Source organism: Streptomyces griseobrunneus, assembly GCF_046713465.1.
GTDB classification, from domain to species: Bacteria; Actinomycetota; Actinomycetes; order Streptomycetales; family Streptomycetaceae; genus Streptomyces; species Streptomyces microflavus.
In genome coordinates this window covers 5897712-5921809 of the sequence record NZ_CP177080.1, presented here as the reverse complement: position 1 = coordinate 5921809, position 24098 = coordinate 5897712, and the positions used below count along the sequence as shown (strand labels likewise).

Below are 24098 nucleotides of genomic sequence, written 5' to 3'. Positions count from 1 at the left end.
ACAACGGGGTGACTTCCCACATGTCTGAAGCCCGAACCGACACCACCACACCGCGTACGCCGGGGGGCGACGCGGAGGGGGCCGGGACCGGCGGTTCCGGAAAGCACCGAGGGGGTGCGTCGATGGAGAACACGTCGGTGCAGCCCCACGGGCGCCACCGCAGGCCCGCCGAGGAGGAATCCAGGGCGGCCTGAGCCGGCGAGCAGCGCTACGAGGTGGGCCCGGTACGGCTGTTCAGCCGTACCGGGCCCACCTTTTTCACGTCACCGATCCCCTACTCCCGTTTCAGCCCCAGCACTTCGGCGGCGGCGAAGGTCTCGCCCCGTGGCCGGTCCGCGTAGTACGGGGTGATCAGCTCATCCAGTTCGGCGAAGGTGAACGTCTCCTTCGCCGCGTCGAACTTGGCTGCCACCCTGGGCCGTTCGACGATCGCGACCATGCCCCCGTGGACGACGAGCAGCTGCCCGTTGACCCCGGCCGCGGCGGGCGAGGCGAGATAGCCGACGAGCGGGGAGACATGCTCGGGGGCCAGCGCGTCGAGTGTGCCGTCGGCCGGTTCCTGGAAGCCCGCGAACACGTCCTCGGTCATCCGGGTCCGGGCCCGCGGGCAGATGGCGTTGGCGGTGACGCCGTACTTGGCGAGCGCCAGGGCCGTGGACGTGGTGAGCCCGACGATGCCGCCCTTGGCCGCCGCGTAGTTCGGCTGCCCGGCCGAGCCCGCGAGGAACGCCTCCGACGAGGTGTTGACGATCCGCCCGTACACCGGGCCGCCGGTCTCCTTGGAGCGGGAGCGCCAGTGGGCGGCGGCGAAGCGGGTGGTGTTGAAGTGGCCCTTGAGGTGGACCCGGATGACCGCGTCCCACTCGTCCTCGCTCATCGAGAAGACCATCCGGTCCCGCAGGATGCCCGCGTTGTTGACCAGGATGTCGAGCTTTCCGTACGTGGAGACCGCCAGCTCCACCAGCGCTCGGGCCTGTTCGTGGTCGGAGACGTCTCCGAGGTGGGCGGTCGCCCGGCCGCCCACCGCGCGGATCTCGGCGGCGACCTCCTCGGCGGGCGCGGCCGAGGCCTCGCCCGATCCGTCGCGGCCGGGCTGCCCGTAGTCGTTGACGACGACGGCGGCGCCGAGCCGGGCCAGTTCGAGGGCCTCGGCGCGGCCGAGACCGCGGCCGGCGCCGGTGACGATCGCGGACAGCCCGTCCAGCGGGAGGGGAAGTGACATCACAGTCCTCGGCTTCCGTGAAGGCGGGCGGGGTTCAGAGCTCGATGCAGGTACGCAGCGACTCGCCGGTCCGCATCTGGTCCAGGGCGTCGTTGACCTCCTCCAGCCGGACCCGGTGGGTGATCATCGACTCCAGGTCGATCCGGCCGGCCCGCCAGAGCGCGATGGCCCGTTCGTAGGAGCGCAGCACGTCCCCGCCGCCGTACATCGAGGGCAGGATGCGCTTCTCGTCGAAGAACAGCTCGAACATGTTGACCTGGAAGTTGTCGTCCATCGCCCCGGCGCCGACGACGCAGAGGGTGCCGCCGCGCCGGGTGTTGTCGTAGGCGGTGCGGGCGGTGGCGGACTTGCCGACGACCTCGAAGACGTAGTCGAAGCCCTCGCCGCCGGTGATGCGCTGCTTGGCGTCGGCCAGCTCGTCGGGGGCGACGGCCTCGGTGGCGCCGAAGCGGAGGGCGGCCTCGCGGCGGGAGGCGACCGGGTCGACGGCGACGATCTGGGCGGCGCCCTGGACGCGGGCTCCCTGGATGGTGGAGATGCCGACGCCGCCGCAGCCGATGACGGCGACCGACGAACCGGCCTCCACCTTCGCCGTGTTGATGGCGGCGCCGAGGCCGGTGGTGACCCCGCAGCCGATCAGGGCGGCGATCTCGAAGGGGACGTCGTCGGGGATCGGCACCGCGCAGCCCGCGCCGACGACGACCTCCTCGGTGAAGGTGCCGGTGCCCGCGAAGCCGAAGACGTCGCCGCCGGGGCGCTTGAAGTTGGGGGTGCCCGCGTTCATGAAGCCCGCGAGGCAGAGCTGGGTCTGGCCGCGTCTGCAGGACGGACAGGCCCCGCAGGCGGGCAGCCAGCAGACGAGGACCCGGTCGCCGGCGCTCAGGCCGCTCACCCCGTCACCGACGTCGACGACCTCGCCGGCACCCTCGTGGCCGGGGATGAAGGGGGCGGGCTGCGGGAGGATCCCGCTCATCGCGGAGACGTCGGAGTGACAGAGTCCGGTGGCCCGGATGCGGAGCTTGACCTTCCCCGGGCCGAACCCCACCGCCTCGACGTCGTCGAGTACTTCCAGCTTCTCCTGGCCTATCTCGTGCAGTACCGCTGCGCGCATGGGTAGGGCTCCCCTCGAATCGGCTGCCAAGAAAGAGTGTTGCTGGGTTCAGGAGTGTTCGACGAGCGTGTCGGCGAGGACCGGTGCGTCGTCGCGTTCGGCGGCGGTGACGGTCACCTGGACACGGCCGTCCCCGGCCCACATCCGGATGCGGAGGGTCTCGCCGGGGAAGACCACTCCGGCGAAGCGGGTGCGGTAGGCGGCGATACGGGACACATCACCGTCCAGCAGGGTGTCGGTGACGGCCTTCAGGGTCATGCCGTACGTGCACAGCCCGTGCAGGATCGGCCGCTCGAAGCCGGCCAGCTTGGCGAAGGCGGGGTCCGCGTGGAGCGGGTTCCAGTCCCCGGAGAGCCGGTAGAGCAGCGCCTGGTCCTCGCGGACCGGGCGCTCGACCGTGCGGTCGGGGGCCCGGTCGGGCACGGCGAGCCGGTCGGAGGGCCCGCGTTCACCGCCGAAGCCGCCCTCTCCCCGTACGAAGATCTGGGCGTCGTTGGTCCAGAGCGGCCCTTCGTCGTCGCCCGCCTCGGTTCGCAGCACGATGACGGCGGCCTTGCCCTTGTCGTACACCGCCGCGACCTTCGAGGTCTGCACGGCCCGGCCGGTCACGGGGATCGGCCGGTGGACGCGTACGGCCTGCCCGCCGTGCAGGACGGCGGCGAGGTCCACGTCGATGCCGGGCGCGCCCATCCCGCCGAACGCGGCCGTTCCCGCGCCCGCCACGGTGGCGAAGGCCGGCAGCACCTGGAGCCGGGACTCCAGGGTGTAGCGCAGCTCGTCGGGGTCGGTGGCGGGGGTGCCCGCGCCGAGGCCCAGGTGGTAGAGCTGGACGTCCTTGTGGTTCCAGGCGATCTCGGCTCGGCGGGGTTCGGCGGCGAGGGCCGCTCGGGCATCGATGGGCATGGCGAAGCCGCTCCTTGACGGTGGGAGACCTCGGTGCGGCTGTCCGCACCGCCGACCGCACCGAGGCCGTGCGGGGACCGGCAGGGCGCGCTGTTCTAGAACGCGTTCTAGCCGATGGCCCATGTATAACGCAGCCCCCGGAAGTTGGGAAGACTGCTGACGCCATGTCAGGTACGGGTGCTCAGACCCGCTCCTGCGCCTTCACCTTCGCCGCCTGCTCCTCCCGTACGCGGGTCGTCCGGTGGTTCGGCAGCCACGCCAGCATCACCAGCACCCCGAGCAGCAGCACCCCGCACGCCGTACGGAAGGCCGTCGCATACCCGGCGGTGACCTCGGCCGGGTCGACCGAGCCCGCCGTACGGGCCGCGGCGACGGTGGAGAGCACCGCGAGGCCGAGCGCGCCGCCCATGGTGCGGGAGGTGTTGACCAGGCCGGAGACGAGTCCGGCGTCCCCGGCGGCCGCGCCGGAGGTGGCGAGCGTGGCCAGCGGGGTGGAGGCCAGCCCGGCACCGGCCATCATCAGGACACCCGGCAGGCAGATCGCGGTCAGGTAGGAGCCGTCGACGCCCATGGTGGACTGCCAGCCGAAGCCCGCGGCGGTGATCAGCACACCGGCGACGGCGAGGGTCTTGGCCCCCGTGCGCGCCATGATCCGGGGTGCGGCCTTGGAGCCGATGATGACGGCGGCCGAGGTCGGCATCAGGGCGAGACCGGCCTCCAACGGCGAGTAGCCCAGCACGTTCTGCGCGTAGACGGTCATGAAATACCACATGGAGAAGGTCGCCGACCCCATGAGGAACATCGACACGTTGGCCGAGGAGACGGCCCGTACGCCGAACACCCGCAGCGGGATCAGCGGGACCGCCGTCCGCGCCTCGACCAGGACGAACGCGGCCAGCAGCACCACCCCGGAGAGCAGCGGTACGAGGGTGGCGGCGGCCGTCCAGCCCTCGGCCTCGGTCTGGACGATGCCGTACGCGACGGTGGCGAGGCCCGCCGTGACGAGGACGGCCCCCAGCAGGTCGATGCGGCGGCGGTCGCCCGCCCGGCCCTCGGTGATCCACAGGGCGGCGGCGACCAGGACGAGGGCGCCGATCGGCACGTTGATCAGGAGGACCCAGCGCCAGGAGAGGGCGTCGGTGAGGACCCCGCCGATGAGGCCGCCGGCTGCCCCGCCGCCCGCGCCGACCGCCATCCAGGTGGCTATCGCCTTGGTCCGGGCGGGCCCCTCGGGCACGGCGGCCGTCAGGATGGTCAGGGTGGCGGGGGCCAGGACGGCGGCCCCGAGCCCTTGCGCGGCGCGGGCCGCGAGGAGCTGCCAGCCCTCCTGGGCGAAGCCGCCCGCGAGGGAGGCGGCGGTGAATACGCCGAGCCCGACGAGGAACATCCGCTTGCGCCCGTAGATGTCGGCGGCCCGCCCGCCCAGCAGCATGAACCCGGCGAACGCGATCGAGTAGGCGTTGACGACCCACTGGAGCGCGCCGTGGCTCAGCCCCAGGTCGGCCCGCATGGAGGGCAGCGCCACGTTGACCACGGACACATCGAGGACGACGAGGAACTGCCCCGTACAGGCGGCGAGCACGACGGCCCACGCGCCGGTGGGTATCCGGGAGCGGGCGGTACGGGGGGACGCGGGTGCGGGGACATCTGCCATGCCGGTCATGGTCGCAGGTAGTGGATGCCCCGTACATCGGGTATCGGTCGGAGATCCTGGGTCCGGGCCGTCCTAGGTCGGAAGTCCTGGCCTCCGGGTGCCTCACCTCCGCAGCAGCGTGACCACCGCCGCCCCGCCCAGCCCGATGTTGTGCGCGAGGCCGGTGCGGGCGCCCGGCACCTGGCGTGGGCCCGCCTCGCCGCGCAGCTGCCAGGTCAGCTCGGCGGCCTGGGCGATCCCCGTCGCGCCCAGCGGGTGGCCCTTGGAGATCAGCCCGCCCGACGGGTTCACCACCCACCGCCCGCCGTACGTCGTCGCCCCGGACTCCACGAGCTTGCCGGACTCCCCCTCGCCGCAGAGGCCGAGCGCCTCGTAGGTGAGGAGCTCGTTGATGGAGAAGCAGTCATGCAGCTCGATCACGTCCAGGTCCCCGGGCCCGAGGCCGGAGCTCTCGTAGACCTGCCGGGCGGCGGCCCGGGACATCGGGGCGCCGACCGCGTCGATGCAGGTGCCGGAGGCGAAGGAGGCGCCCGTGTCGGTGGTCATGGCCTGGGCGGCGATCTCCACGGCCCGCTCCCCCAGGCCGTGGCGCTCCACGAACCGCTCGGAGACGACCACGGCCGCCGCCGCTCCGTCGGAGGTGGGTGAGCACTGGAGCTTGGTGAGGGGGTCGTGGACGGTACGGGCGGCGAGGATCTCCTCCACCGTGTACGGGTCCTGGAACTGGGCGTACGGGTTGTCCACCGAGTGCTGGTGGTTCTTGGCCCCGACCGCCGCGAGCTGCGCGGGCGTGGTCCCGTACCGCTGCATGTGCTCGCGGGCCGCGTTGCCGAAGATCTGAGCGGTGGGCGGGGACATCTCGAAGCCGTGGGCGGCCGCCATGATCCCGTAGTGCCGGGCGACGGGCGAGGAGGCGAAGTCCCCGCCGCCTTCCGTACCACCGCCCAGCGAGCCCCGCGCCATCTTCTCGAAGCCGACCGCGAGGACGCAGTCGCTGCCGCCGCCCTCCACGAACTGCCGGGCCAGCATCAGGGCGGTGGAGCCGGTGGCACAGTTGTTGTTGACGTTGTAGACGGGGACGCCGGTCAGCCCCAGCTCGTAGACGGCCCGCTGTCCTGCGGTGGAAGCCTGGAAGCAGTAGCCGACGGGGACCTGTTCGACCTGGTCGTACCGGACCCCCGCGTCCTCCAGCGCGGCGGTGCCCGCCTCACGGACCATGTCCCAGTACTGCCAGTCGCGGGTCTCGGGCTTCTCGAACTTCGTCATGCCGACGCCGACGATGTAGGCCTTCATCTTCCGACTCCTCTTTGGTCTTGTGCGGTCAGTCCCGGGGGAGGCCGAGGATCCGTTCGGCGACGACGTTGAGCTGGATCTGGGTGGTGCCGCCCGCGATGGTCAGGCAGCGGGACATCAGAAATCCGTGGAGGGCCCGCTCACCGGCCGCCGGCTCGTCCACCGCGCCGTCCGGGCCGAGGAGTTCGAGGGTGAGTTCGGCGGTCTTCTGCTGGTGGACGGTCTGGACGAGCTTGCGTACGGAGGCCCCGGCGCCCGGTTCGAGGCCGGAGACCTGCTGGAGGGTGGTGCGCAGCCCGATGCAGGCGAGTGCGTGGGCCTCGGCGGTGAGCGCGCCGATCCGGGTACGGGTCGTGTCGTCGAACCCGGCGGAGCGCGCGATCAGAACCTCCAGCCCGCTGTCGAAGGTCATCTGGTCGGCCATGTGGACGCGTTCGTTGCCGAGCGTGTTGCGGGCGACCCGCCAGCCGCCGCCGACCTCGCCGACGACGGCGTCGGCGGGGAGAAGCACGTCGTCGAAGTACACCTCGTTGAAGAGGGCCTCGCCGGTGATCTCCTTCAGCGGCCGGATGTCGATGCCTTCGGCCCTGTTCATGTCGACCAGGAAGTAGGTGAGCCCCCGGTGCTTGGGGGCGTCCGGGTCGGTGCGGGCGAGCAGGATGCCGTGGTCGGCGGTGCGGGCGGCGCTCGTCCAGACCTTCTGCCCGGTGATCCGCCACCCCTCGGCGGTCCGTACGGCACGGGTGCGCAGGGCGGCGAGGTCGGATCCGGCGTCGGGTTCGGAGAAGAGCTGGCACCACTGGAGGTCGCCGCGCAGGGTGGCCGGCAGATAGCGCTCGCGCTGCGCCTCGGTCCCGTACGCGATGAGCGACGGCACGACCCAGGTGGCGATGGAGAGGTCGCTGAGCCGGATGCCGTGCTCGCTCGACTCCTGCTGGATGGCCAGCTGTTGTACGGGGCCCGCGCCCAGGCCGTACGGGGCGGGGAGGTGCGGGGCGGCGTAGCCGGTGGCGGCGAGGGCGCGGCGGGCCTCGCGGGGCGCCAGGCCACGGACTGCGGCGAGGTGGGGGCGGGCCTCGGCGCGGTGGCGGGCGGCCTCGGCGGGGAGTTCGAGGGAGAGTTCACGGCGGGCGCCGGCCTCGGCGAGCCGGGCGGCGCGCAGCCGGTGGGTGTCGGCGGTGCCGAGGAGCTGCCGGGCGAGGACGGCCCGGCGCAGCTGGAGGTGGGCGTCGTGCTCCCAGGTGAACCCGATGCCGCCGAGGATCTGGATGGCGTCCTTGGCACAGCTGTACGCGGCCTCCGGTGCGGTGGCGGCGGCGAGGGCGGCGGTGAGCCCGCGCACCTCAGGCTTCTCGTCGGCGGCGCGGGCCGCGTCCCAGGTCAGGGCGCGGGCCTGCTCCAAGCGGACGAGCATGTCGGCGCAGAGGTGCTTGACGGCCTGGAACGCCCCGATGGGCCGCCCGAACTGTTCGCGTACGGCGGCGTGTCCGACGGCCGTGTCCAGGCTCCGGGCGGCGGTGCCGCAGGCGTCGGCGGCGAGGAGGACGGCGGCCAGGTCGCGGACGAGAGCGGGATCGAGGGGCAGAACCCGCTGCTCCTGTACGTGAACGGCCTCGGCCCGCACCTCCGCTGTGGGCCGGGTCGGGTCGACGCTGCGGTGCGGGCGCACGGTGAGCCCGTCGGCCCCGGCGTCCACGAGGAACCAGACCACACCACCGGACGCGTCGGCGGCGGGCAGGAGCAGCAGGTCGGCCGCCTCGGCGGAGAGGACGGGTGGGGCTGTCCCGTCGAGGCGGTGGCCGCCGGGGGCCGGGGTGGCGGTGAGGGTGCCGGGGGTGAGGGCGAGTGCGGCGGTACGGTCCCCCGAGGTGAGGCCCCGGATCAGGTCACCGGTCCCGGGGCCCGCCGCCCGCCGCACCACCGCGCCCACGAGAGCGGTGGCGAGGTAGGGCCCCGGCAGCGAGGCGTAGGCGGCCTCCTCCAGGACCACGGCAAGGTCCAGGAGATCGCCGCCCCCGCCCCCGTACTCCTCGGGCAGATGGATCCCGGTCAGCCCCTGCCCGGCGAGCGCCTCCCAGTGGGCGGGGCGCACCCCGGAGGCGGCCGGGCTCCCCGCGTCGAGGAGCTTGCGCACCTCGCCGGGCGGGACGGCCCGCGCCAGCCACCCCTGTACGGAGAGCGCCAGCGCGCGGTGCTCCTCGCTGATGCCGATGCCCGTGCCGATGCCCATGCGGATCCTCGCCGGTCGCAGCCACTGGAACGGCGGCAAGAGTAGAACACGTTCCATTCTGACGGAAGGTCAGATGCCTTAATCGTTCAGAGAGTTGTCTCACCGGCCAGCAGGAGTTCGGCCGGGGCGGTGAGTTCGTGGCCGAGCAGGGTGCGGAGCACCGCGTAGCCGGCGGTGTCGCCCGCGAGGACTCCGCCGAGCAGGGTCCGCCCGTCCGGGGCGAGGACCAGCTTTCCGTACGTCCCGGCGGCCCGGTCCTCCCGGACGAACTCCACGGCCCCCTCGGTCCGGGCGTGTACGTCACCGAAGCCGGCCACCTCCACGCCCAGGACCTTGAGCTTCGCCGACATGTCCGCGCCGGGGAAAGCGGCGGACGGGGAGCCCAGCAGCTGCCGCGCGACCGCCTCCGCCATCCGGTAGCCGGGTGCGGCCAGGCCGTAGCAGCGGCCGAGCACCGCCGCGCACTCCCCCACGGCCCACACGCGCTCGTCGGCCGTACGGCACCGCTCGTCCACGAGGAACCCACCGCGCCCGGCACGTTCGAGCCCGGCGGAGCGGGCCAGTTCGTCGCGCGGTCGCACCCCGGCGGAGAACACGACCGTGGAGGCGGGCAGTTCGGTGCCGTCCGACAGGGTCACCGCCCGCACCCGGCCGTCGGGGCCCCCGTGGAGCGAGGCGAGGCCGCGGCCGCAGTGCACGCCGACCCCCAGCGCGCCCACCAGCCGGGCGAGGACCCTGCCGCCGCCCTCGTCGACCTGGAGGGGCATCAGGTGCGGGGCCATCTCCACCACGTGCGGCCGCGCCCCGAGCAGGCGCAGCGCCCGCGCGGCCTCCAGCCCCAGCAGGCCGCCGCCGACGACGACACCGGGCTCCCCGGGTCTCACGGCGGCCCGGAGCGCGTCGAGGTCCTCGATCGTGCGGTAGGTGAAGCAGCCGGCGAGGTCCCGGCCCGGCACGGGCGGTACGAACGGGCGTGAGCCGGTGGCCAGGACGAGCGCGTCGTACTCCAGGGCCGTGGAGTCGGCACAGGTCACGGTGCGGGATCCGCGGTCCAGGCGGACCGCTCGCGTGTTCAGCCGCAGGTCCACCAGGGGGTCGGCGCGCAGCCGGGGCGTGGTGAGGTCGAGGTCGGCGGCGGTCCTCCCGTCGAGGTAGGAGGAGAGGGAGACGCGGTCGTAGGCGGGCCGGGGTTCCTCCGCCACGACCACGATCCGCCAACGGCCCGACCGGTCGCCGGCCCGGACCTCCTCGACCAGCCGGTGTCCGGCCGGGCCGTGGCCGACGACAACCAGGGTGCGGGTCATGTCCGGGGTCCCTTCACGGCGGTGCGGCGGCCGTCGGGCGCGCACCCGGCCCCTCTCACGGCGGGCCGACCGCCGGGCGCGTACCAGGTCCCCCTCACGATGCGGAGGCCGTCTCGCAGATGCGGCGGACGGCCTCCGCGCAGGTGCCGCAGCCGGTGGTGGCGCGGGTGGCAGCGGCGATGGCGGGAAGGTCGTGCGCGCCCTGCCGCCACGCCTGCCGGAGGTCCTTCCTGGTGACGTTGTTGCACTGGCACACCACCGCCGTGTCCGGGAGCGCCGACGCCCTCGTGTACTCCTCGTCGGCGCCCAGCAGCAGGGCGAGCCGGTCCGGGGGCAGCGGACGGTCCTCGGCGTACAGACGGCCGACGGTGGCGACGGCCCGGTCCAGGCCCACCAGGACGCCGGCCCGCACCCGGCCCTCGCGCAGCACGAGGCGCCCGTAGCGCCCTCGGGCAGGGTCGGACAGCACGACGTGTTCGTCCTGGTCCCCGGGTGCGTGCAGCGCGTCCGGCGGGCCCAGCACAGCGAGTGCGGGCAGCCGGGGCCGGACGACGTGCCGGGCGCCGGCGGGGCTGCCGTCGGCGCCGCAGAGCGTCCGGGCCAGGGCGTCCGCCTCGTCCCAGGCGGACTCCAGGGTGCCGTGGTGGCGGCCGGCGGCCCGGGCGCAGTCACCCAGGGCGTAGATGTACGGGTCGCTGGTGCGCAGCCGGCCGTCCACGACGATGCCGTGGCGGACGGCCAGCCGGGCGGTGCGGGCGAGTGCGGTGTCGGGCACGGTGCCGGTGCACAGCAGCAGGGTCCCGGCGGCCAGCAGCCGTCCGTCGTCCAGGAGGGCCTTGCCGGGTTCCACGGCGACGACCCGGCGCCCGGTCTCCACCACCGCACCGGCCTCCCGGAGTGTGACCGTCACGAGGGCCCCGGCCCGTCCGTCGAGCAGTCGGTGCATCGGGTGGGCGCCGGGGTGGACGAGGGTGACGTCGTGTCGGGCGCGGCCGAGCGCGTACGCGGTCTCGGTGCCGCGCAGCCCGCCGCCGACCACGACGACGGGCCCTTGGGTGACCGGCCGGGCGCCCGTGAGCGTGTGCGGGGCCCGGAGGCCGGGGGCGCGCCGGCCGGCACCGGCCAGCTGCGGCAGGACCGGCCGGGAGCCGGTGGCCAGCACCAGGATGTCGTAGGGGTGTTCGGCGCCGTCCTCGCCGCGGACGAGGCGGCGGCGCGGGTCCACCGCGGTGATCCGGGTTCCGGTACGGACCTCCACGCCATCCGGGAGCGGGGCGAGGGTCAGGGCCTCGGCGGGCAGGGTGCCGTCGAGGACGGAGATCAACTGGGCTCGCTGGTAAGCGGGTTGCGGCTCGGCACCGAACACGGTGACGGGGCCCCGGTGGCCGTGGTGGCGCAGCCGCTGGACCAGGCGGTGGGCGGCGGGTCCGTAGCCGATGACGGTGACGGCCCTCCTGCCGTCGGCGGCGGTCGCGGTGCCGGCAGTCGTCGCCCTCATGCCTGCGGCTCCTGCCAGGGTGCGACGCGTACCGCGCACACCTTGAACTCGGGCATGCCGCTGACCGGGTCGAGGGCCGGTCCGGTCAGCAGGTTGGCCCGGCCCGCACCCGGGAAGTGGAAGGGCAGGAAGACGGTGTCGGTCCGCAGGGTGGGGACGAGGCGGACCCGGGCGACCGTGGAACCGCGCGCCGAGGTGACCTCGGCCAGGGCGCCCTCGGTCAGCCCGAAGCGGGCCGCGGTGCCGGGGTGGATCTCGACGTGCGTCCCGGGCGCGGCGGCCAGGAGTTCGGGGACGCGGCGGGTCTGGGCCCCGGACTGGTAATGGGCGAGCACCCGGCCGGTGGTGGCGTGGAGCGGGTAGTGGGTGTCGGGCGTCTCGGCGGCGGCCCGGTGCTCCACGGGGGCCAGGCGCGCCCGGCCGTCAGCGTGGGCGAACCGGTCCAGGAAGAGCCGGGGCGTGCCCGGGTGGTTCCCGTCGGGGGCGTCCGGGCAGGGCCAGTACAGCGCCTCCCCGGCGTCGAGCCGTTCGTAGCTGATGCCCGCGTAGTCGGCCCGGCCGCCGCTGGAGGCCCGGCGCAGCTCGTCGAAGACGGTGCGGGGCGAGACGGGGAAGCGGTGGGCGGGCTGTCCCATCCGCACCGCGAGGCCGTGCAGGACCTCCAGGTCGGTGCGGACGCCGACGGGCGGGGTGAGGGCGGCCCGGCGGCGCAGGACGCGTCCTTCGAGGCTGGTCGTCGTGCCGTCCTCCTCGGCCCACTGGGCCACGGGCAGGACCACGTCGGCGAGTTCGGTGGTCTCGGACGGCACCAGGTCGGCCACCACCAGCAGGTCGAGCGCGGCCAGGCGCCGCGCTATGTGGGCGGCGTTGGGGGCCGAGACGACCGGGTTCGAGCCGAAGACCAGCAGGGCCCGCGGTCCGCCGGGGGTGCCCAGGGCGTCCAGGAGCTCGTACGCGCTGCGGCCGGGGCCGGGCAGGGACGCCGGATCGACCCCCCAGACCCCGGCGACGTGGGCCCGCGCCGCCGGATCGGTGATCATGCGGTAGCCGGGCAACTGGTCGGCCTTCTGCCCGTGTTCGCGGCCGCCCTGGCCGTTGCCCTGGCCGGTGAGACAGCCGTATCCGCTGCCGGTCCGGCCGGGCAGGCCCAGGGCGAGGGCCAGGTTGATGAAGGCCGCGGTGGTGTCGGTCCCCTTGCTGTGCTGCTCCACTCCGCGCCCGGTGAGGAGGTAGCGCCGGCCGGCTTCGGCGAGCATGCGTACGGCGGTCCGCTGGTCCTCGACGGGGACGCCGGTGACCTGCTCGACGCGCTCGGGCCACCAGGGCAGGGCGTACTGCCAGGCGGCGTCGATTCCGGTGGTGCGGGTGTCGAGGTACTCCTTGTCCAGGTGGTTCCCGGTCACCGCGAGGTGCAACAGGCCGAGCGCGAGGGCGAGATCGGTGCCGGGGGCGGGCTGGAGGTGCAGTGCCGCCTGCTCGGCGGTGCGGGTGCGGCGGGGGTCGATGACGATCAGCCGGGGGTGGACCAGATGCCGCATCAGCGGAGGCATGGTCTCCGCCGGGTTGGCTCCGGCCAGCAGGACGACGTCGGCGTCGCCGAGGTCGGTGACGGGGAACGGCAGGCCCCGGTCGAGGCCGAAGGCGGCGTTGCCGGCGGCCGCGGCGGAGGACATGCAGAAGCGGCCGTTGTAGTCGATCTGGCTGGTGCCGAGCGCGACCCGGGCGAACTTGCCCAGGGCGTAGGCCTTTTCGTTGGTCAGGCCGCCACCGCCGAACACACCCACGCCATCGGGTCCGTACGTCTCACGCACCCGGTCCAGGCGCGCGACGATCAGGTCCAGGGCCTCGTCCCAGCCGGCCGGGGCGAGTTCACCGCCGGGCCTCCTCACCAGGGGGCTGCGCAGCCGGTCGGGGGCGGTGAGCAGCGCGGGGGCGGTCCAGCCCTTCTGGCACAGTCCGCCCCGGTTCACCGGGAAGTCGGGGGACGGTTCCAGCTCGACGCCCGGCCCGCTGGGGCGCAGCAGGGTGCCGCACTGCAGGGCGCAGTAGGCACAGTGGGTGGCGACCTCCGCCCCGGGGCCCCGCGTCCGGTCAGCGGACACGGGAGGTCCGGGGGCGGGCCGGGCGGGGAGCCGAGGGCGCGGTGCGCTCGCGGCGCAGGTAGACCCGCAGGAGGATCAGGACGCACAGGGCGTAGAAGGCGAGGAAGCAGAGGAAGGCGGTGTCGCCGCTGCCTCCGTCCTGGTACGAGGCCCGGAAGACCAGGTTGACGGCGACGCCGCCGAGTGCGCCGACGGCCCCGGCGATGCCGATGACCGCGCCCGAGACCCTGCGTGCCCGCGCGAAGGCCTGCGGAGCGCCGGCACCGGAGGTGATGGCTTCCTCCGCCTCCTGGGCGAACACGGCGGGGATCATCTTGTACGTCGAGCCGTTGCCGAAGCCGCTGAGGACGAACAGGACGGTGAAGCCGGCGACGAACAGGGCGAAGGAACCGGCCCGGGACGCGATCAGCAGCAGGCCGGTGCCCCCGGCCAGTCCGGCGAAGGTCACCACGGTGACGCGTGCGCCGCCCCACCGGTCGGCCATCCTGCCGCCGAACGGCCGGGCGAGGGATCCGAGCAGGGGGCCGAGGAAGGTGACGGAGGCGGCTTCCAGCGGGGTGGACCCGAACTCGCTCTGCAGGACGAGGCCGAAGGCGAAGCCGAAACCGATGAACGAGCCGAAGGTGCCGATGTAGAGGACGGATATCCACCAGGTGTGACGGCTGCCGGCCGCCTCGCGCAGAGCGCCCGGTTCCGCGCGCACGGCATCGACGTTGTCCATCCGCAGGGCCGACAGCACGGACACGATCACGATGAGCGGCAGGTAGAGGGCGATCACGTACGAGGGGTGGGTGTTCCCGGCGGTGGCGATGACCAGCAGGCCCAGTATCTGGATCACGGCGACGCCGAGATTGCCGCCGCCCGCGTTCACGCCGAGCGCCCAGCCCTGGTGCCGCTGCGGGTAGAAGATCGTGATGTTGGTCATGGAGGAGGCGAAGTTGGCGCCTCCCACGCCCGCCGTGGCGCCGATCAGCAGGAACACCCACAGGGGGGTTCCGGGCCGCTGGACGAAGACGAGGGCGAGGACCGTCGGCACGAGGAGCACGGCGGAGGCGAACACCGTCCAGTTGCGGCCGCCGAAGCGGGTCACCGCGTAGCTGTACGGCAACCTCAGCACGGCCCCGACGAGGGTGGGGACGACCACCAGGAGGAACTTCTCCTCCGGGGCGAAGCCCAGGCCGATATCGGGCGACATGAACAGCACGAGCACCGACCACAGGCTCCATACGGAGAAGCCGATGTGCTCGGACAGGACGGATATCACCAGGTTGCGGCGGGCGATCTTCCGGCCCGCGCGTTCCCAGAACTCCTCGTTCTCCGGCTCCCAGTCCTGGATCCACCGTCCGGAAGCGGACCGTCGGGTCTTCATGTCCGTGGGGTCTCCTGTGTCGGAGGGGCGTGGTTCACCGTTCCGGAGATCCTGGCGATCACGGCGCACAGGGGTCAATAACGCACCTGCTTGTTCGTCACGTCGCCGCATCGCCCTCACGCCGACCGCCGGCGTGAGGGACAGAGGGAAAGGAGCCCTCGTCCTTCTGTCTCCCGGCGACGGAAATACTCCGCGCCCACGAAGCGTTCACCATGCACACACTTGGGGGGAGCCCGGGTGATCGACTCTGCCCGGAGGCCCCACGTATGCGACGGACGAAACAGATACGGCACGCAGGGGAACTCCCCGAGCCGCCGAAAGAACGCTCCGGCCCCATCGTGCCCGTCCTCGCCTTCGCGGGGATCACCGTCGCGGTCATGCAGACCCTGCTCGTCCCCGTCATCAAGGACCTGCCGGTCCTGCTGAGCACCGACCCGGCCAACGCCACCTGGGTCATGACCGCGACCCTGCTGGCGGGTGCCGTCTCGACCCCTATCATGGGCCGGCTCGGTGACCTCTACGGCAAGCGCAGGATGCTGCTCGCCTCGCTCGCCGTCATGGTGGCCGGCTCGCTGATCTGCGCGTCCACCGACGACCTGGTCGTGATGATCACCGGCCGCGCGCTGCAGGGCTTCGCCATGGGCGCCATCCCGCTGGGCATCGGCATCATGCGTGACGAGCTGCCGCGCGAGAAGCTCGGCTCGGCGATGGCACTGATGAGCTCCTCGATCGGGGTGGGCGGCGGCCTCGCCCTGCCCGCCGCCGCACTGGTCGCCCAGCACGCCGACTGGCACGCGCTCTTCCTCGGCTCGGCCGGCCTCGGCCTGCTCGCGATGGCGCTCACGTACGCGCTGGTCCCCGAGCCGCCGCTGCGCGCCCCCGGCACCTTCGACTTCATCGGCGCCTTCGGGCTCTCGCTCGGCCTGGTCCTCCTTCTCCTGCCGGTCACCAAGGGCGGCGACTGGGGCTGGTCCTCGGCCCCCACCCTCGGACTGCTCGCCGCGTCCGTCTCCGTCCTGGTGCTGTGGGGCCTGTTCGAACTGCGCACCCCGGCGCCCCTGGTCGATCTGCGCACTACCGCCCGCCGCGAGGTGCTGCTCACCAACCTGGCCTCGATCATGGTCGGGGTGGCCTTCTACGCGGTCTCCCTGGTCCTGCCGCAACTGCTCCAGCTGCCCACGTCCACCGGTTACGGCCTCGGGCAGTCGATGGTGGTCGCCGGGCTCTGCGTGGCCCCGCTGGGCGTGACGATGATGTTCGTCGCCCCGCTCTACGCCCGGATCTCGGCCCGCCGGGGCCCCAGGACCACGCTGATGCTCGGCATGGTGATCATCGCGATCGGTTACGGGGCCGGGCTCGGGCTGCTCAGCGCCCCCTGGCAGACCGTGCTGATCGCGGTCGTCCTCGGCGCCGGGATCGGCCTCGCCTACTCCTCGCTGCCCGCCCTGATCATCGGTGCCGTCGACCCGTCGGAGACCGGCGCGGCCAACGGCCTCAACACCCTCATGCGCTCCATCGGTACGTCGGTGTCGAGCGCCGTCATCGGCATGGTGCTGGCCAACACCTCCGTGACGATGGGCTCGGTGCAGGTGCCGTCCATGGAGGGGTTCCGGATCTCGTTCCTGATCGCCACGGGCGCGGTGCTGATCGGCCTGGTGCTGGCGGCGTTCCTGCCCTCGCAGCGGCCCTCCGCGCACCCGGTGCTCCTGGCGAGCAGCGCGGACACCGGGCCCGCTCCGGCCGTCACCCCGGTGGGGGCGGCCCCCGCCGGGAGCACGGGCCGGAACGTACGGCACGATGGAGCGCCGTCGTAGGCAGACCCGCTGCCGTATGCCCTGTGCAGACCCGCCCCACCTGGAGGAACCCCGTGACCGCCGCCGCTCCCTCCCCGGAAGTGCTCGCCGCGTTCGAGGCCGCCAAGGGCTTCATGCCGGTCCACGAGGGGCTCGCCCTCTACGCGGCCGCCACCGGTGCCGGGGCGCTGGGGCTGCCCCTGCTGGAGGTGGGCACGTACTGCGGGCGCTCCACGATCCTGCTGGCCGACGCGGCCCGGGCGGCCGGGGTGGGGGCCCTGACCGTGGACCACCACCGGGGCAGCGAGGAGCAGCAGCCGGGCTGGGAGTACCACGACCCGAGCGTGGTGGACCCCGAGGTCGGGCTGATGGACACCCTGCCGACGTTCCGCCGCACCCTGCACCGGGCCGGTCTGGAGGAGCACGTGGTGGCGCTCGTCGGCCGCTCCCCGCAGGTCGCCGCCGTCTGGGCCGGGCCGCTCGGCCTGGTCTTCATCGACGGCGGGCACACCGACGAGCACGCGAACGGCGACTACGAGGGCTGGGCCCCGCATGTGGCCGAGGGCGGGCTCCTGGTGATCCACGACGTGTTCCCCGACCCGGCCGACGGCGGGCAGGCCCCGTACCGGGTGTACCGGCGGGCGCTGGCCTCGGGGGCGTTCACCGAGGTGTCCGTGACGGACTCGCTGCGCGTGCTGCGGCGCACGGGCCCGGGCATCTGAGGTTCCGCTGCCCTCCTGCCCGTGCGGATAGCATCGCCGCGTGCCGTACGACGACAGCGTTCCCCCCACCCGCCGCGCCCGGCCCCTTCTCCTGGCCGCCGCGCTGGCCGCGCTCTGCCTGACGACCGTCGCCGGGTGCGGCGGCTCCCCGGACCCGGCGGACGGGACGGGCGCCGCCTCGCCCCGGCCCGGCGCGGGCGGCTCCTCCTCCGCGACGCCCACCGCATCCCCCTCCCCCACCGAGCCGCTGCCCCAGGGCCCGCTGACCGGCCGGACCGTGGTGATCGACCCGGGCCACAACCCCCGTAACCGCGAGCACACGAAGGAGATCAACGAGAAGGTCGACATCGGCACCGGGCGCAAGGAGTGCGACACGACCGGTACGTCGACGGACGCCGGTTACCCGGAGGCCCGGTTCACCCTCGATGTGTCGCACCGGCTGCGGGAGTTGCTGCGGGCACAGGGGGCGCGGGTCCTGCTGACGCACGACGAGGACCGGCCGTTCGGGCCCTGCATCGACGAGCGGGCCCGGATCGGCAACGAGGCGAAGGCCGACGCGGTGGTCTCGGTGCACGCGGACGGATCGACGGTGGGCAACCGGGGCTTCCATGTGATCCTGCCCGCGGCGGTGAAGGGCGGCGGGGCGGACACCTCGAAGATCGTGAAGAGTTCGGCCGATCTCGGGGCCCGGATCGCCGGGCACTTCGTCCGCACGACCGGAAGCGCCCCCTCCAACTACATCGGTGGCGGTACCGGACTGGACACCCGTAATGACCTCGGCGGACTGAATCTGTCAACTGTGCCCAAAGTCTTCGTGGAATGCGGCAATATGCGTGACCCGAAGGACGCGGCCCTGCTCACCAGCGCGAGTTGGCGGCAGAAGGCGGCTCAGGGGATGGCGGACGGCATCGCCGACCACCTGAAGGGATAGGGCCCGCCCACCTGAAGGGGCGAGGCTGCTGCCCGTCCGAAGGGACAGGGCCTGCCCGCCCGAAGGGGCGGGTCTGCGGGGATATTGGGGGGATAACGGTCCAAGAACCGGGCACGGGGGCGACCCGACCGGGCAGACGATAGATTCATCCGTACGATGGGGAGCCACCCCCGAGCTTCGTGCCGTACCCGCCGCACAGGCGGCAGCGACGACCGCCCCGACGAGACGACCGACTAAGGACCTTCACGTGAATATCCGCTCCCTCACTCGAGGCGACGGCGTGGTGATCGGAGCAGCGGTCGTGCTGTTCATCGCCTCTTTCCTCGACCTCTCCGGCTACGACTGCCCCTCCGGCGTGGACTGCTCCCGTTTCAGCAGCCCGAACGCCTGGGACTCGCTCGGGCTCCTGATGAGCGTCTTCCTCGCCGGCATCATCGGTGCGGCGCTGGTGATCGTCGGCCGGCTGGCGCCCCGCAAGGTCGTGGGGCTCGACCTCGGCCAGTTCGGGGCCGCGTTCACCGTCTTCGCGCTGTGGACCGCCTTCTGGACGACCATCGACGCCGGTGACGCCGGTGCCGGCCTGATCCTCGGCCTGCTGGCGGCCATCGTGCTCGCCGCGGGTACGGTCGCCGGCCCGCTGGTCCCCGCGCTCAAGGCCCCGCTGACCGGCGCTCCGAAGCCGCCGCAGGCCGTGCAGCCGCCGTACGCTGGCCAGCCCGGCCAGGGCTACGGCTACCCGGGCGCCCAGCAGCAGCCCTACGGCGCCCAGCCGAGCCAGGGGTACGGCTACCCCGGCGCGCAGACCGGTGGCCAGCCGGGCCAGCCCGGTCAGGGCGACCCCGCGCAGGCGCAGGCCGCCCAGGCCCAGCAGGCCGCCCCGCAGGGCGGCGCGGCTCCGGCGGGCGACTTCACCCCGTTCTGGTTCGCCGTGCCGGTGGCCCGTCCGCTGTACGGCGAGGACGGCGCGCCGAACCCGATCGCCGAGCTGGCGCCGGGCACCTGGTACCTCGCGGTCGAGCAGCGCGGTCAGGGCCTCATCGCCCAGACCCAGGACGGCCGTCGCGGTGTGCTCCAGGACACCACGGGCATCCAGCGCGGCTGATCCGCAACCGCCGCACCGCGGCCCCTCGCCCTTCCGGGCGGGGGGCCGTTGTCGTACAGTCCGTCCCGCACCGCCATCACCTGACGGATCGTCACCCACGGCCGGAGGCAACGGAATGCGGCTCGGACTCGCACTCGGATACTGGGGCCGCGGCCCGGACCCCGGCCACCTCGCCCTCACCCAGGAGGCGGAGCGGCTCGGCTACGACTCGGTGTGGACGGCGGAGGCATGGGGCTCGGACGCCTTCACCCCGCTGACCTGGATCGCCGCCCACACCTCCCGGATCCGGCTGGGCACCGGCATCGCGCAGATGGCGGCCCGTACGCCGACCGCGACGGCCATGCACGCGCTGACCCTGGACCACCTCTCGGGCGGCCGGCTGCTGCTCGGCCTCGGCCTGTCCGGGCCGCAGGTGGTGGAGGGGTGGTACGGCCGCCCGTTCCCGAAGAGCCCCCTCACGGCGACCCGCGAATACGTCGAGGTGATCCGCCAGGTGCTGGCCCGGCAGGCTCCGGTCGAGGTGGCGGGCCGTTTCCACTCCCACCCGTACACCGGGCCGGACGCCACCGGCCTCGGCAAGCCGCTGAAGCCGATCACGCACCCGCTGCGGGCCTCGCTCCCCGTCCTGCTGGGCGCGGAGGGCCCGAAGAACATCGCGCAGACGGTGGAGATCGCGGACGGCTGGCTGCCGCTGTACTGGTCGCCACGGCGCACGGACGTGTACGAGGCCTCGCTCGCCGGACTCCGCGAGGGCTTCATGGTCGCGCCGATGGCCCGCGCACACGTCTGCGACGACGTGGCGGAGGGGCTGCTGCCGGTGAAGGCGATGCTCGGCTTCTACATCGGCGGGATGGGGCACGCGGCCCGCAACTTCCACGCGGATCTGATGGCGCGGATGGGGTTCGAGGAGGAGGCCCGGCGGATCCAGGAGCTGTTCCTCCAGGGCCGCAAGGAGGAGGCGGTGCACGCGGTGCCGGACGTGTTCGCCGACGAGATCTCCCTCATCGGCCCGCGCGCCCGGATCGCGGAGAAGCTGGCGGAGTGGCGCAAGGGCCCGGTGACCGACCTGCTGGTCACCGCCCCGGACCCGCACACGCTGCGGGTCCTGGCGGAGCTCAACAACTGAGCGGCCGCCCGCCGCTCAGCCGAACGACGACCGGTCCAGCCAGAAGTCCAGCAGTTCCGCGTCGCCGAGCACCTCGACCCGCTCACTGCCCGGCTCCAGGCGGCGGTTGAAGACGAGCATCAGGTCGGTGAGCGGGCCGCGCAGCGCGACCGTCGCCTTCTCGTGCGCGTGCCGCCAGGTGAAGCGGTCCTCGCCGAACTCGATCAGCCACTCCGCACCGGGTACGTCGGTGGCGTGCAGGTGCAACGAGCGCCCGCCGCCGCGCAGTTCGTCCGCCTCCGGGTCGCCGCCCTCCTGGGCGAAGGAGACGATCCGCAGCCATTCGTCGATGGTGTCGGCGGCCACCTCGGGGTCGACCGTGTACGGGACCTGCGCGGCGAGCGCCGCGTCCGCCCGGTGCACCACCGTCTCGTGCGCCATGCGCCGCGCCCAGAAGGTGGTACGCCGCTCCCACGCCCAGGTCCACACCTCGGCGTCCGGCCCCGCCTCCCGCAGCGCCTCGACGGTGGCGGCCGCCCCCTCGGCGAGCCAGGCGTCCAGGGCGGCCGGGTCGTCGCTCACGGGCCCCTCGAACCCCGGCACCTTCTCCTCGGGCACGTCCTCGGTGGCCCGGCCGCGGACGATCTCCCCGACCCAGCGGTGGGCGCCGCCGACGTGCACGGCGAGCTGCCGCAGGTTCCAGTCGGGGCAGGAGGGGACGGTCGCGGTGAGATCCGCGCCCTCGATCGTCGCGCGCAGGGCGTCGGTCTGGGCCAGGATCTCGTCGCAGTAACGGTCGTAAGAAAGAAGGGTCATGCCGGGGACCCTAGCCGCGCCACGGAACTTGATCACATCAATATCCCGCCGCGCGTTGGAGAGCTGCCGGGCGGCCCTATCCGGTCAGCTGCGAGGTGGAGGGAACCTTGTCCTGCACCTCGGCGCCCGCGCCCTTCCCGGCGCTCTTGATGCTGTCGATGACGCTCTCGAACGCGCCGATGTCCCCCTCGCCCGCCTGACCGTTGCGGAGCTTGGTGGCCATCCCCTTGAGGGACTCGATCCCGGCCGTGAGCGGGGCGACTGCCTTGGAGAGCAGCGGGTCGCCCTTGGCGTTCTCCGTGGCCGCCTTGAGCCGGTTGTACGCGAACCCGCCCGCGAGCCCCGCCTTCACGAGGGCGAAGGTGCGCCCCTCGGCCCCCTTCTTGAAGGTGCCGGCGCGGTACGGCTTCACGATCCACTGATACGTCGCCCCGGCCGCGAGCCCGGCGTTGGCCACGAAGCGGGTCTTGGCGAGCCGCTGCTTCTCGGTGGAGGCGGACGGGCTGGCCACGGAGGCGGACGCGGAGGTACTGGCCCCGGTACCGGTCGCACTGCCCGAGTCGCCGGAGTCGCCGCAGGCGGTGGCGGAGACCAGCAAGGTGCAGGACAGCAGGAGCGCCACCAGCAGCCGGCGGAGCGGTACGGAACGGGTCACGGCGGCCTCCCGGCAGGGCGCGTCACGGGGAGTGACGGACCTCGGCACTCCCGGTCAGACTCGCCCGGCCCCGCAGAGTGCGCCACCCGGTACCGCCATTCGGGTTTCACTCTGGGTAAAGCGGTAACCAGGATCCCATGTCTCCCAGAACCCGTTCAGGCAGCAGTTCAGCGGCGAGGATCATCGCCGTGGTGGCCGACATCCTGGCCTTCATCATCATTCTCTGGATCCTGATGTACCTGCTGGATGCCAACCGGGGCAACGACTTCGTGCAGTGGGTGCACGACGCCGCGACCTGGCTGGCCGGCTGGTCCTACGACCTGTTCACATTCGACGCGGCATGGGCGCGGGTCGTGGCCGGTTACGGTCTCGCGGCCGTGGTCTACCTGTTCATCGGACACGCGGTGGCGGGCCGGATCCGCCGCTGACGGTCGCGGACCGGCCCCGCGCCAGCGGGTCCGGTCCGCACCTGAACGCTCAGCGGCAGCAGTCCGGTTCCAGCCCGACCGGCAGCCGCTCCCCGGAGAAGACCGCGGTGGTCGCCTCGTCCCCCCCGAGTGCGGCCACCGCCAGCAGCAGGGAGCCCGCCGTCCAGGTGGTGAGCTCCTCGGGCCAGAAGGCCTTGTTGCCCTCGAAGACGTACCCCGTCCAGTACAGCCCGCCCTCGGCGCGCAGGTGCTGGACGGACTGGAGGATCTCCAGGGCCCGGTCCGACTCCCCCGTCACCCAGAGGGCGAGGGCGAGTTCGCAGCTCTCGCCGCCGGTGACCCAGGGGTTGGGCAGCACGCAGCGCACCCCGAGACCGGGAACGACGAAGCGGTCCCAGCCCTCCTGGATGCGGGCGGTGGCCTCGGCCCCGGTGACGGCGCCGCCGAGGACCGGGTAGTACCAGTCCATCGAGTAGCGGTTCTTGTCGAGGAAGCGCTCGGGGTGGTTGCGGATCGCGTGGGCCAGCGCCCCGGTCGCCAACTCCCAGTCGGGCTGCGGCTCTTCGCGCCGCTCCGCGATGGCGAGCGCGCAGCGCAACGCCTGGTGCACGGAGGACGAACCGGTCAGCAGCGCGTCGTTCACCGGCGTGCCGTCGGCCTCCCGCTTCCACCCGATCTGCCCGCCGGGCTGCTGGAGTCGGAGCACGAACTCGATCGCGGCGAAGACCGTGGGCCACATCCGGTCGACGAACGCGTCGTCGCCGGTGGCGAGGTAGTGGTGCCAGACACCGACGGCCACGTACGCGCAGAAGTTGGTCTCACGGCTGCGGTCGGTGGGCTGCTGCGGGTCGCCGTCGTGGTAGGCGGCGTACCAGGAGCCGTCCGGGTTCTGGTGGCGGGCCAGCCACTCGTAGGCGCGCTCCGCCGCCTCGTGCTCGCCGGCCGCGTCCAGCGCCATCGCGGCCTCGGTGTGGTCCCACGGGTCGAGGTGGTGGCCCCGGAACCAGGGCAGCGCCCCGTCCTCGCACTGTACGGCGGCGAGCGCGGCGACCGTCTCGGCGGCCTCGGCGGCGGTCAGGACCCCGGGAAGGACAAGGTGCTCGGTCTGTTCGGGAGTGCTCACGCCTCGGCCTTCGGAAGATGCGGCTTGGTGGCGTACGCGACGAAGCTCTTGCCGACGACCGGGTTGAGCAGCTGCTCGGCGACCCGGGTGGCGAGCGGCTTCTTCATGATGTCCCAGACGAGCAGCTTGTGGTACGCCCGCACCGGCAGCGCACGATCGTTGTCGACGCCGAAGGCGCACTTCAGCCACCAGTACGGCGAGTGCAGGGCGTGGGCGTGGTGGGTGCCGTACGGCTTGAGTCCGGCCTCGCGGATGCGGGCGAGGAGCTGGTCGGCCTTGTAGATGCGGATGTGGCCGCCCTCGACCTCGTGGTAGGCGTCGGAGAGGGTCCAGCAGATCTTCTCGGGGCCGTAGCGCGGGACGGTGATGGCGATCCGGCCGCCCGGCCTGAGGACCCGGACCATCTCGGCGAGGACGCCCTTGTCGTCCGGGATGTGCTCCATGACCTCGGAGATGATCACGACGTCGAAGGAGTCGTCGGGGAAGGGCAGGTTGAGGGCGTCGCCCTCCATCGCGGTGGCGGTGGCGCCCTCGGGGGCCTCCCCGGCCTCCTTCATCGCGGCGAACCACTTGGCGACCTCGCGGATCTCCTCGCCGTTCTGGTCGAGGGCGACGACCTGCGCACCGCGCCGGTAACACTCGAAGGCATGCCGGCCGGCACCGCAGCCCAGGTCGAGCACTCGGTCGCCGGCGGCGAGCGGGAAGCGGGTGAAGTCGACGGTCAGCACGAGGGCCTG

At 73.2% G+C, this 24098-nt stretch carries 21 protein-coding genes; 7 read left to right on the top strand and 14 right to left on the bottom strand.

Annotation, left to right across the window (positions count from 1 at the left end; translation table 11 throughout):
• Positions 1-20 precede the first annotated feature (20 nt).
• Entirely contained in the window at positions 21-194 is a 174-nt protein-coding gene (locus tag ACK8N7_RS26965; RefSeq protein WP_355122136.1) for a hypothetical protein, read from the top strand.
• An 80-nt stretch (positions 195-274) separates the two neighbouring features.
• On the opposite strand, the gene ACK8N7_RS26960 is transcribed toward ACK8N7_RS26965, so the two are convergent.
• The 10 genes from ACK8N7_RS26960 to ACK8N7_RS26915 form a co-directional block, all read right to left on the bottom strand.
• Positions 275-1222 (bottom strand): 3-oxoacyl-ACP reductase, encoded by a 948-nt coding sequence (locus tag ACK8N7_RS26960; RefSeq protein WP_403208582.1) that lies wholly within the window; start codon positions 1220-1222, stop codon positions 275-277.
• A gap of 34 nt (positions 1223-1256) precedes the next feature.
• Positions 1257-2333 (bottom strand): Zn-dependent alcohol dehydrogenase, encoded by a 1077-nt coding sequence (locus ACK8N7_RS26955; protein WP_403208581.1) that lies wholly within the window; start codon positions 2331-2333, stop codon positions 1257-1259.
• Between the two features lie 48 nt (positions 2334-2381).
• A complete protein-coding gene (chsH3, locus tag ACK8N7_RS26950; protein ID WP_403208580.1) occupies positions 2382-3236 on the bottom strand; it encodes an enoyl-CoA hydratase ChsH3 in 855 nt (284 codons plus the stop codon).
• 181 nt (positions 3237-3417) lie between these two features.
• Positions 3418-4899 (bottom strand): MFS transporter, encoded by a 1482-nt coding sequence (locus ACK8N7_RS26945; protein ID WP_500444377.1) that lies wholly within the window; start codon positions 4897-4899, stop codon positions 3418-3420.
• Positions 4900-4992: 93 nt separating this feature from the next.
• The gene (locus ACK8N7_RS26940) at positions 4993-6183 is read right to left on the bottom strand and encodes a lipid-transfer protein (protein WP_403208577.1); all 1191 of its coding nucleotides are present in this window, start codon (positions 6181-6183) and stop codon (positions 4993-4995) included.
• A gap of 28 nt (positions 6184-6211) precedes the next feature.
• Positions 6212-8413, bottom strand: coding sequence for an acyl-CoA dehydrogenase family protein (locus ACK8N7_RS26935; RefSeq protein WP_500444376.1), 2202 nt, complete (start codon positions 8411-8413; stop codon positions 6212-6214).
• Between the two features lie 86 nt (positions 8414-8499).
• A complete protein-coding gene (locus ACK8N7_RS26930) occupies positions 8500-9717 on the bottom strand; it encodes an NAD(P)/FAD-dependent oxidoreductase (protein WP_500444375.1) in 1218 nt (405 codons plus the stop codon).
• Positions 9718-9811: 94 nt separating this feature from the next.
• The gene (locus ACK8N7_RS26925) at positions 9812-11215 is read right to left on the bottom strand and encodes an FAD-dependent oxidoreductase (RefSeq protein WP_500444374.1); all 1404 of its coding nucleotides are present in this window, start codon (positions 11213-11215) and stop codon (positions 9812-9814) included.
• Positions 11212-13317 carry a molybdopterin oxidoreductase family protein gene (locus ACK8N7_RS26920; RefSeq protein ID WP_500444373.1) on the bottom strand — a complete coding sequence of 702 codons (2106 nt, stop codon included), beginning with the start codon at positions 13315-13317 and terminating at the stop codon, positions 11212-11214. The genes ACK8N7_RS26925 and ACK8N7_RS26920 overlap by 4 nt, the downstream gene beginning before the upstream one ends.
• Positions 13307-14686 carry a nitrate/nitrite transporter gene (locus ACK8N7_RS26915; protein ID WP_500444372.1) on the bottom strand — a complete coding sequence of 460 codons (1380 nt, stop codon included), beginning with the start codon at positions 14684-14686 and terminating at the stop codon, positions 13307-13309. Before ACK8N7_RS26915 ends, ACK8N7_RS26920 begins: the two co-directional genes overlap by 11 nt.
• Positions 14687-14952: 266 nt before the next feature.
• Here ACK8N7_RS26915 and ACK8N7_RS26910 point away from each other — a divergent pair, with 266 nt between their 5' ends.
• The 5 genes from ACK8N7_RS26910 to ACK8N7_RS26890 all read left to right on the top strand — a co-directional run bounded on the left by ACK8N7_RS26910 (position 14953) and on the right by ACK8N7_RS26890 (position 20360).
• Complete coding sequence (locus ACK8N7_RS26910; RefSeq protein WP_403208565.1) at positions 14953-16500, top strand: MFS transporter; 1548 nt, start codon at positions 14953-14955, stop codon at positions 16498-16500.
• Between the two features lie 53 nt (positions 16501-16553).
• A complete protein-coding gene (locus tag ACK8N7_RS26905; protein ID WP_403208563.1) occupies positions 16554-17201 on the top strand; it encodes a class I SAM-dependent methyltransferase in 648 nt (215 codons plus the stop codon).
• A gap of 40 nt (positions 17202-17241) precedes the next feature.
• Positions 17242-18132 (top strand): N-acetylmuramoyl-L-alanine amidase, encoded by an 891-nt coding sequence (locus tag ACK8N7_RS26900; RefSeq protein WP_403208561.1) that lies wholly within the window; start codon positions 17242-17244, stop codon positions 18130-18132.
• A gap of 280 nt (positions 18133-18412) precedes the next feature.
• Positions 18413-19234, top strand: a complete 822-nt coding sequence (locus tag ACK8N7_RS26895) for a DUF5336 domain-containing protein (RefSeq protein WP_403208558.1) — start codon at positions 18413-18415, stop codon at positions 19232-19234.
• Positions 19235-19349: 115 nt separating this feature from the next.
• Positions 19350-20360, top strand: a complete 1011-nt coding sequence (locus tag ACK8N7_RS26890) for an LLM class F420-dependent oxidoreductase (protein ID WP_403208556.1) — start codon at positions 19350-19352, stop codon at positions 20358-20360.
• Between the two features lie 15 nt (positions 20361-20375).
• Here the strand turns inward: ACK8N7_RS26890 and ACK8N7_RS26885 are convergent, their stop codons facing one another.
• Complete coding sequence (locus ACK8N7_RS26885) at positions 20376-21155, bottom strand: maleylpyruvate isomerase family mycothiol-dependent enzyme (RefSeq protein ID WP_403208554.1); 780 nt, start codon at positions 21153-21155, stop codon at positions 20376-20378.
• A gap of 76 nt (positions 21156-21231) precedes the next feature.
• Positions 21232-21810, bottom strand: coding sequence for a hypothetical protein (locus ACK8N7_RS26880; RefSeq protein WP_500444371.1), 579 nt, complete (start codon positions 21808-21810; stop codon positions 21232-21234).
• 137 nt (positions 21811-21947) lie between these two features.
• Between ACK8N7_RS26880 and ACK8N7_RS26875 the strand changes: the two genes are divergently transcribed.
• Positions 21948-22238: a hypothetical protein gene (locus ACK8N7_RS26875; protein ID WP_403208550.1), complete on the top strand. Its 291-nt coding sequence runs from the start codon at positions 21948-21950 to the stop codon at positions 22236-22238.
• A 49-nt stretch (positions 22239-22287) separates the two neighbouring features.
• Here the strand turns inward: ACK8N7_RS26875 and ACK8N7_RS26870 are convergent, their stop codons facing one another.
• Positions 22288-23361: a prenyltransferase/squalene oxidase repeat-containing protein gene (locus ACK8N7_RS26870; RefSeq protein ID WP_403208548.1), complete on the bottom strand. Its 1074-nt coding sequence runs from the start codon at positions 23359-23361 to the stop codon at positions 22288-22290.
• Positions 23358-24089 (bottom strand): class I SAM-dependent methyltransferase, encoded by a 732-nt coding sequence (locus ACK8N7_RS26865; RefSeq protein WP_403208546.1) that lies wholly within the window; start codon positions 24087-24089, stop codon positions 23358-23360. The genes ACK8N7_RS26870 and ACK8N7_RS26865 overlap by 4 nt, the downstream gene beginning before the upstream one ends.
• Positions 24090-24098 lie beyond the last annotated feature (9 nt).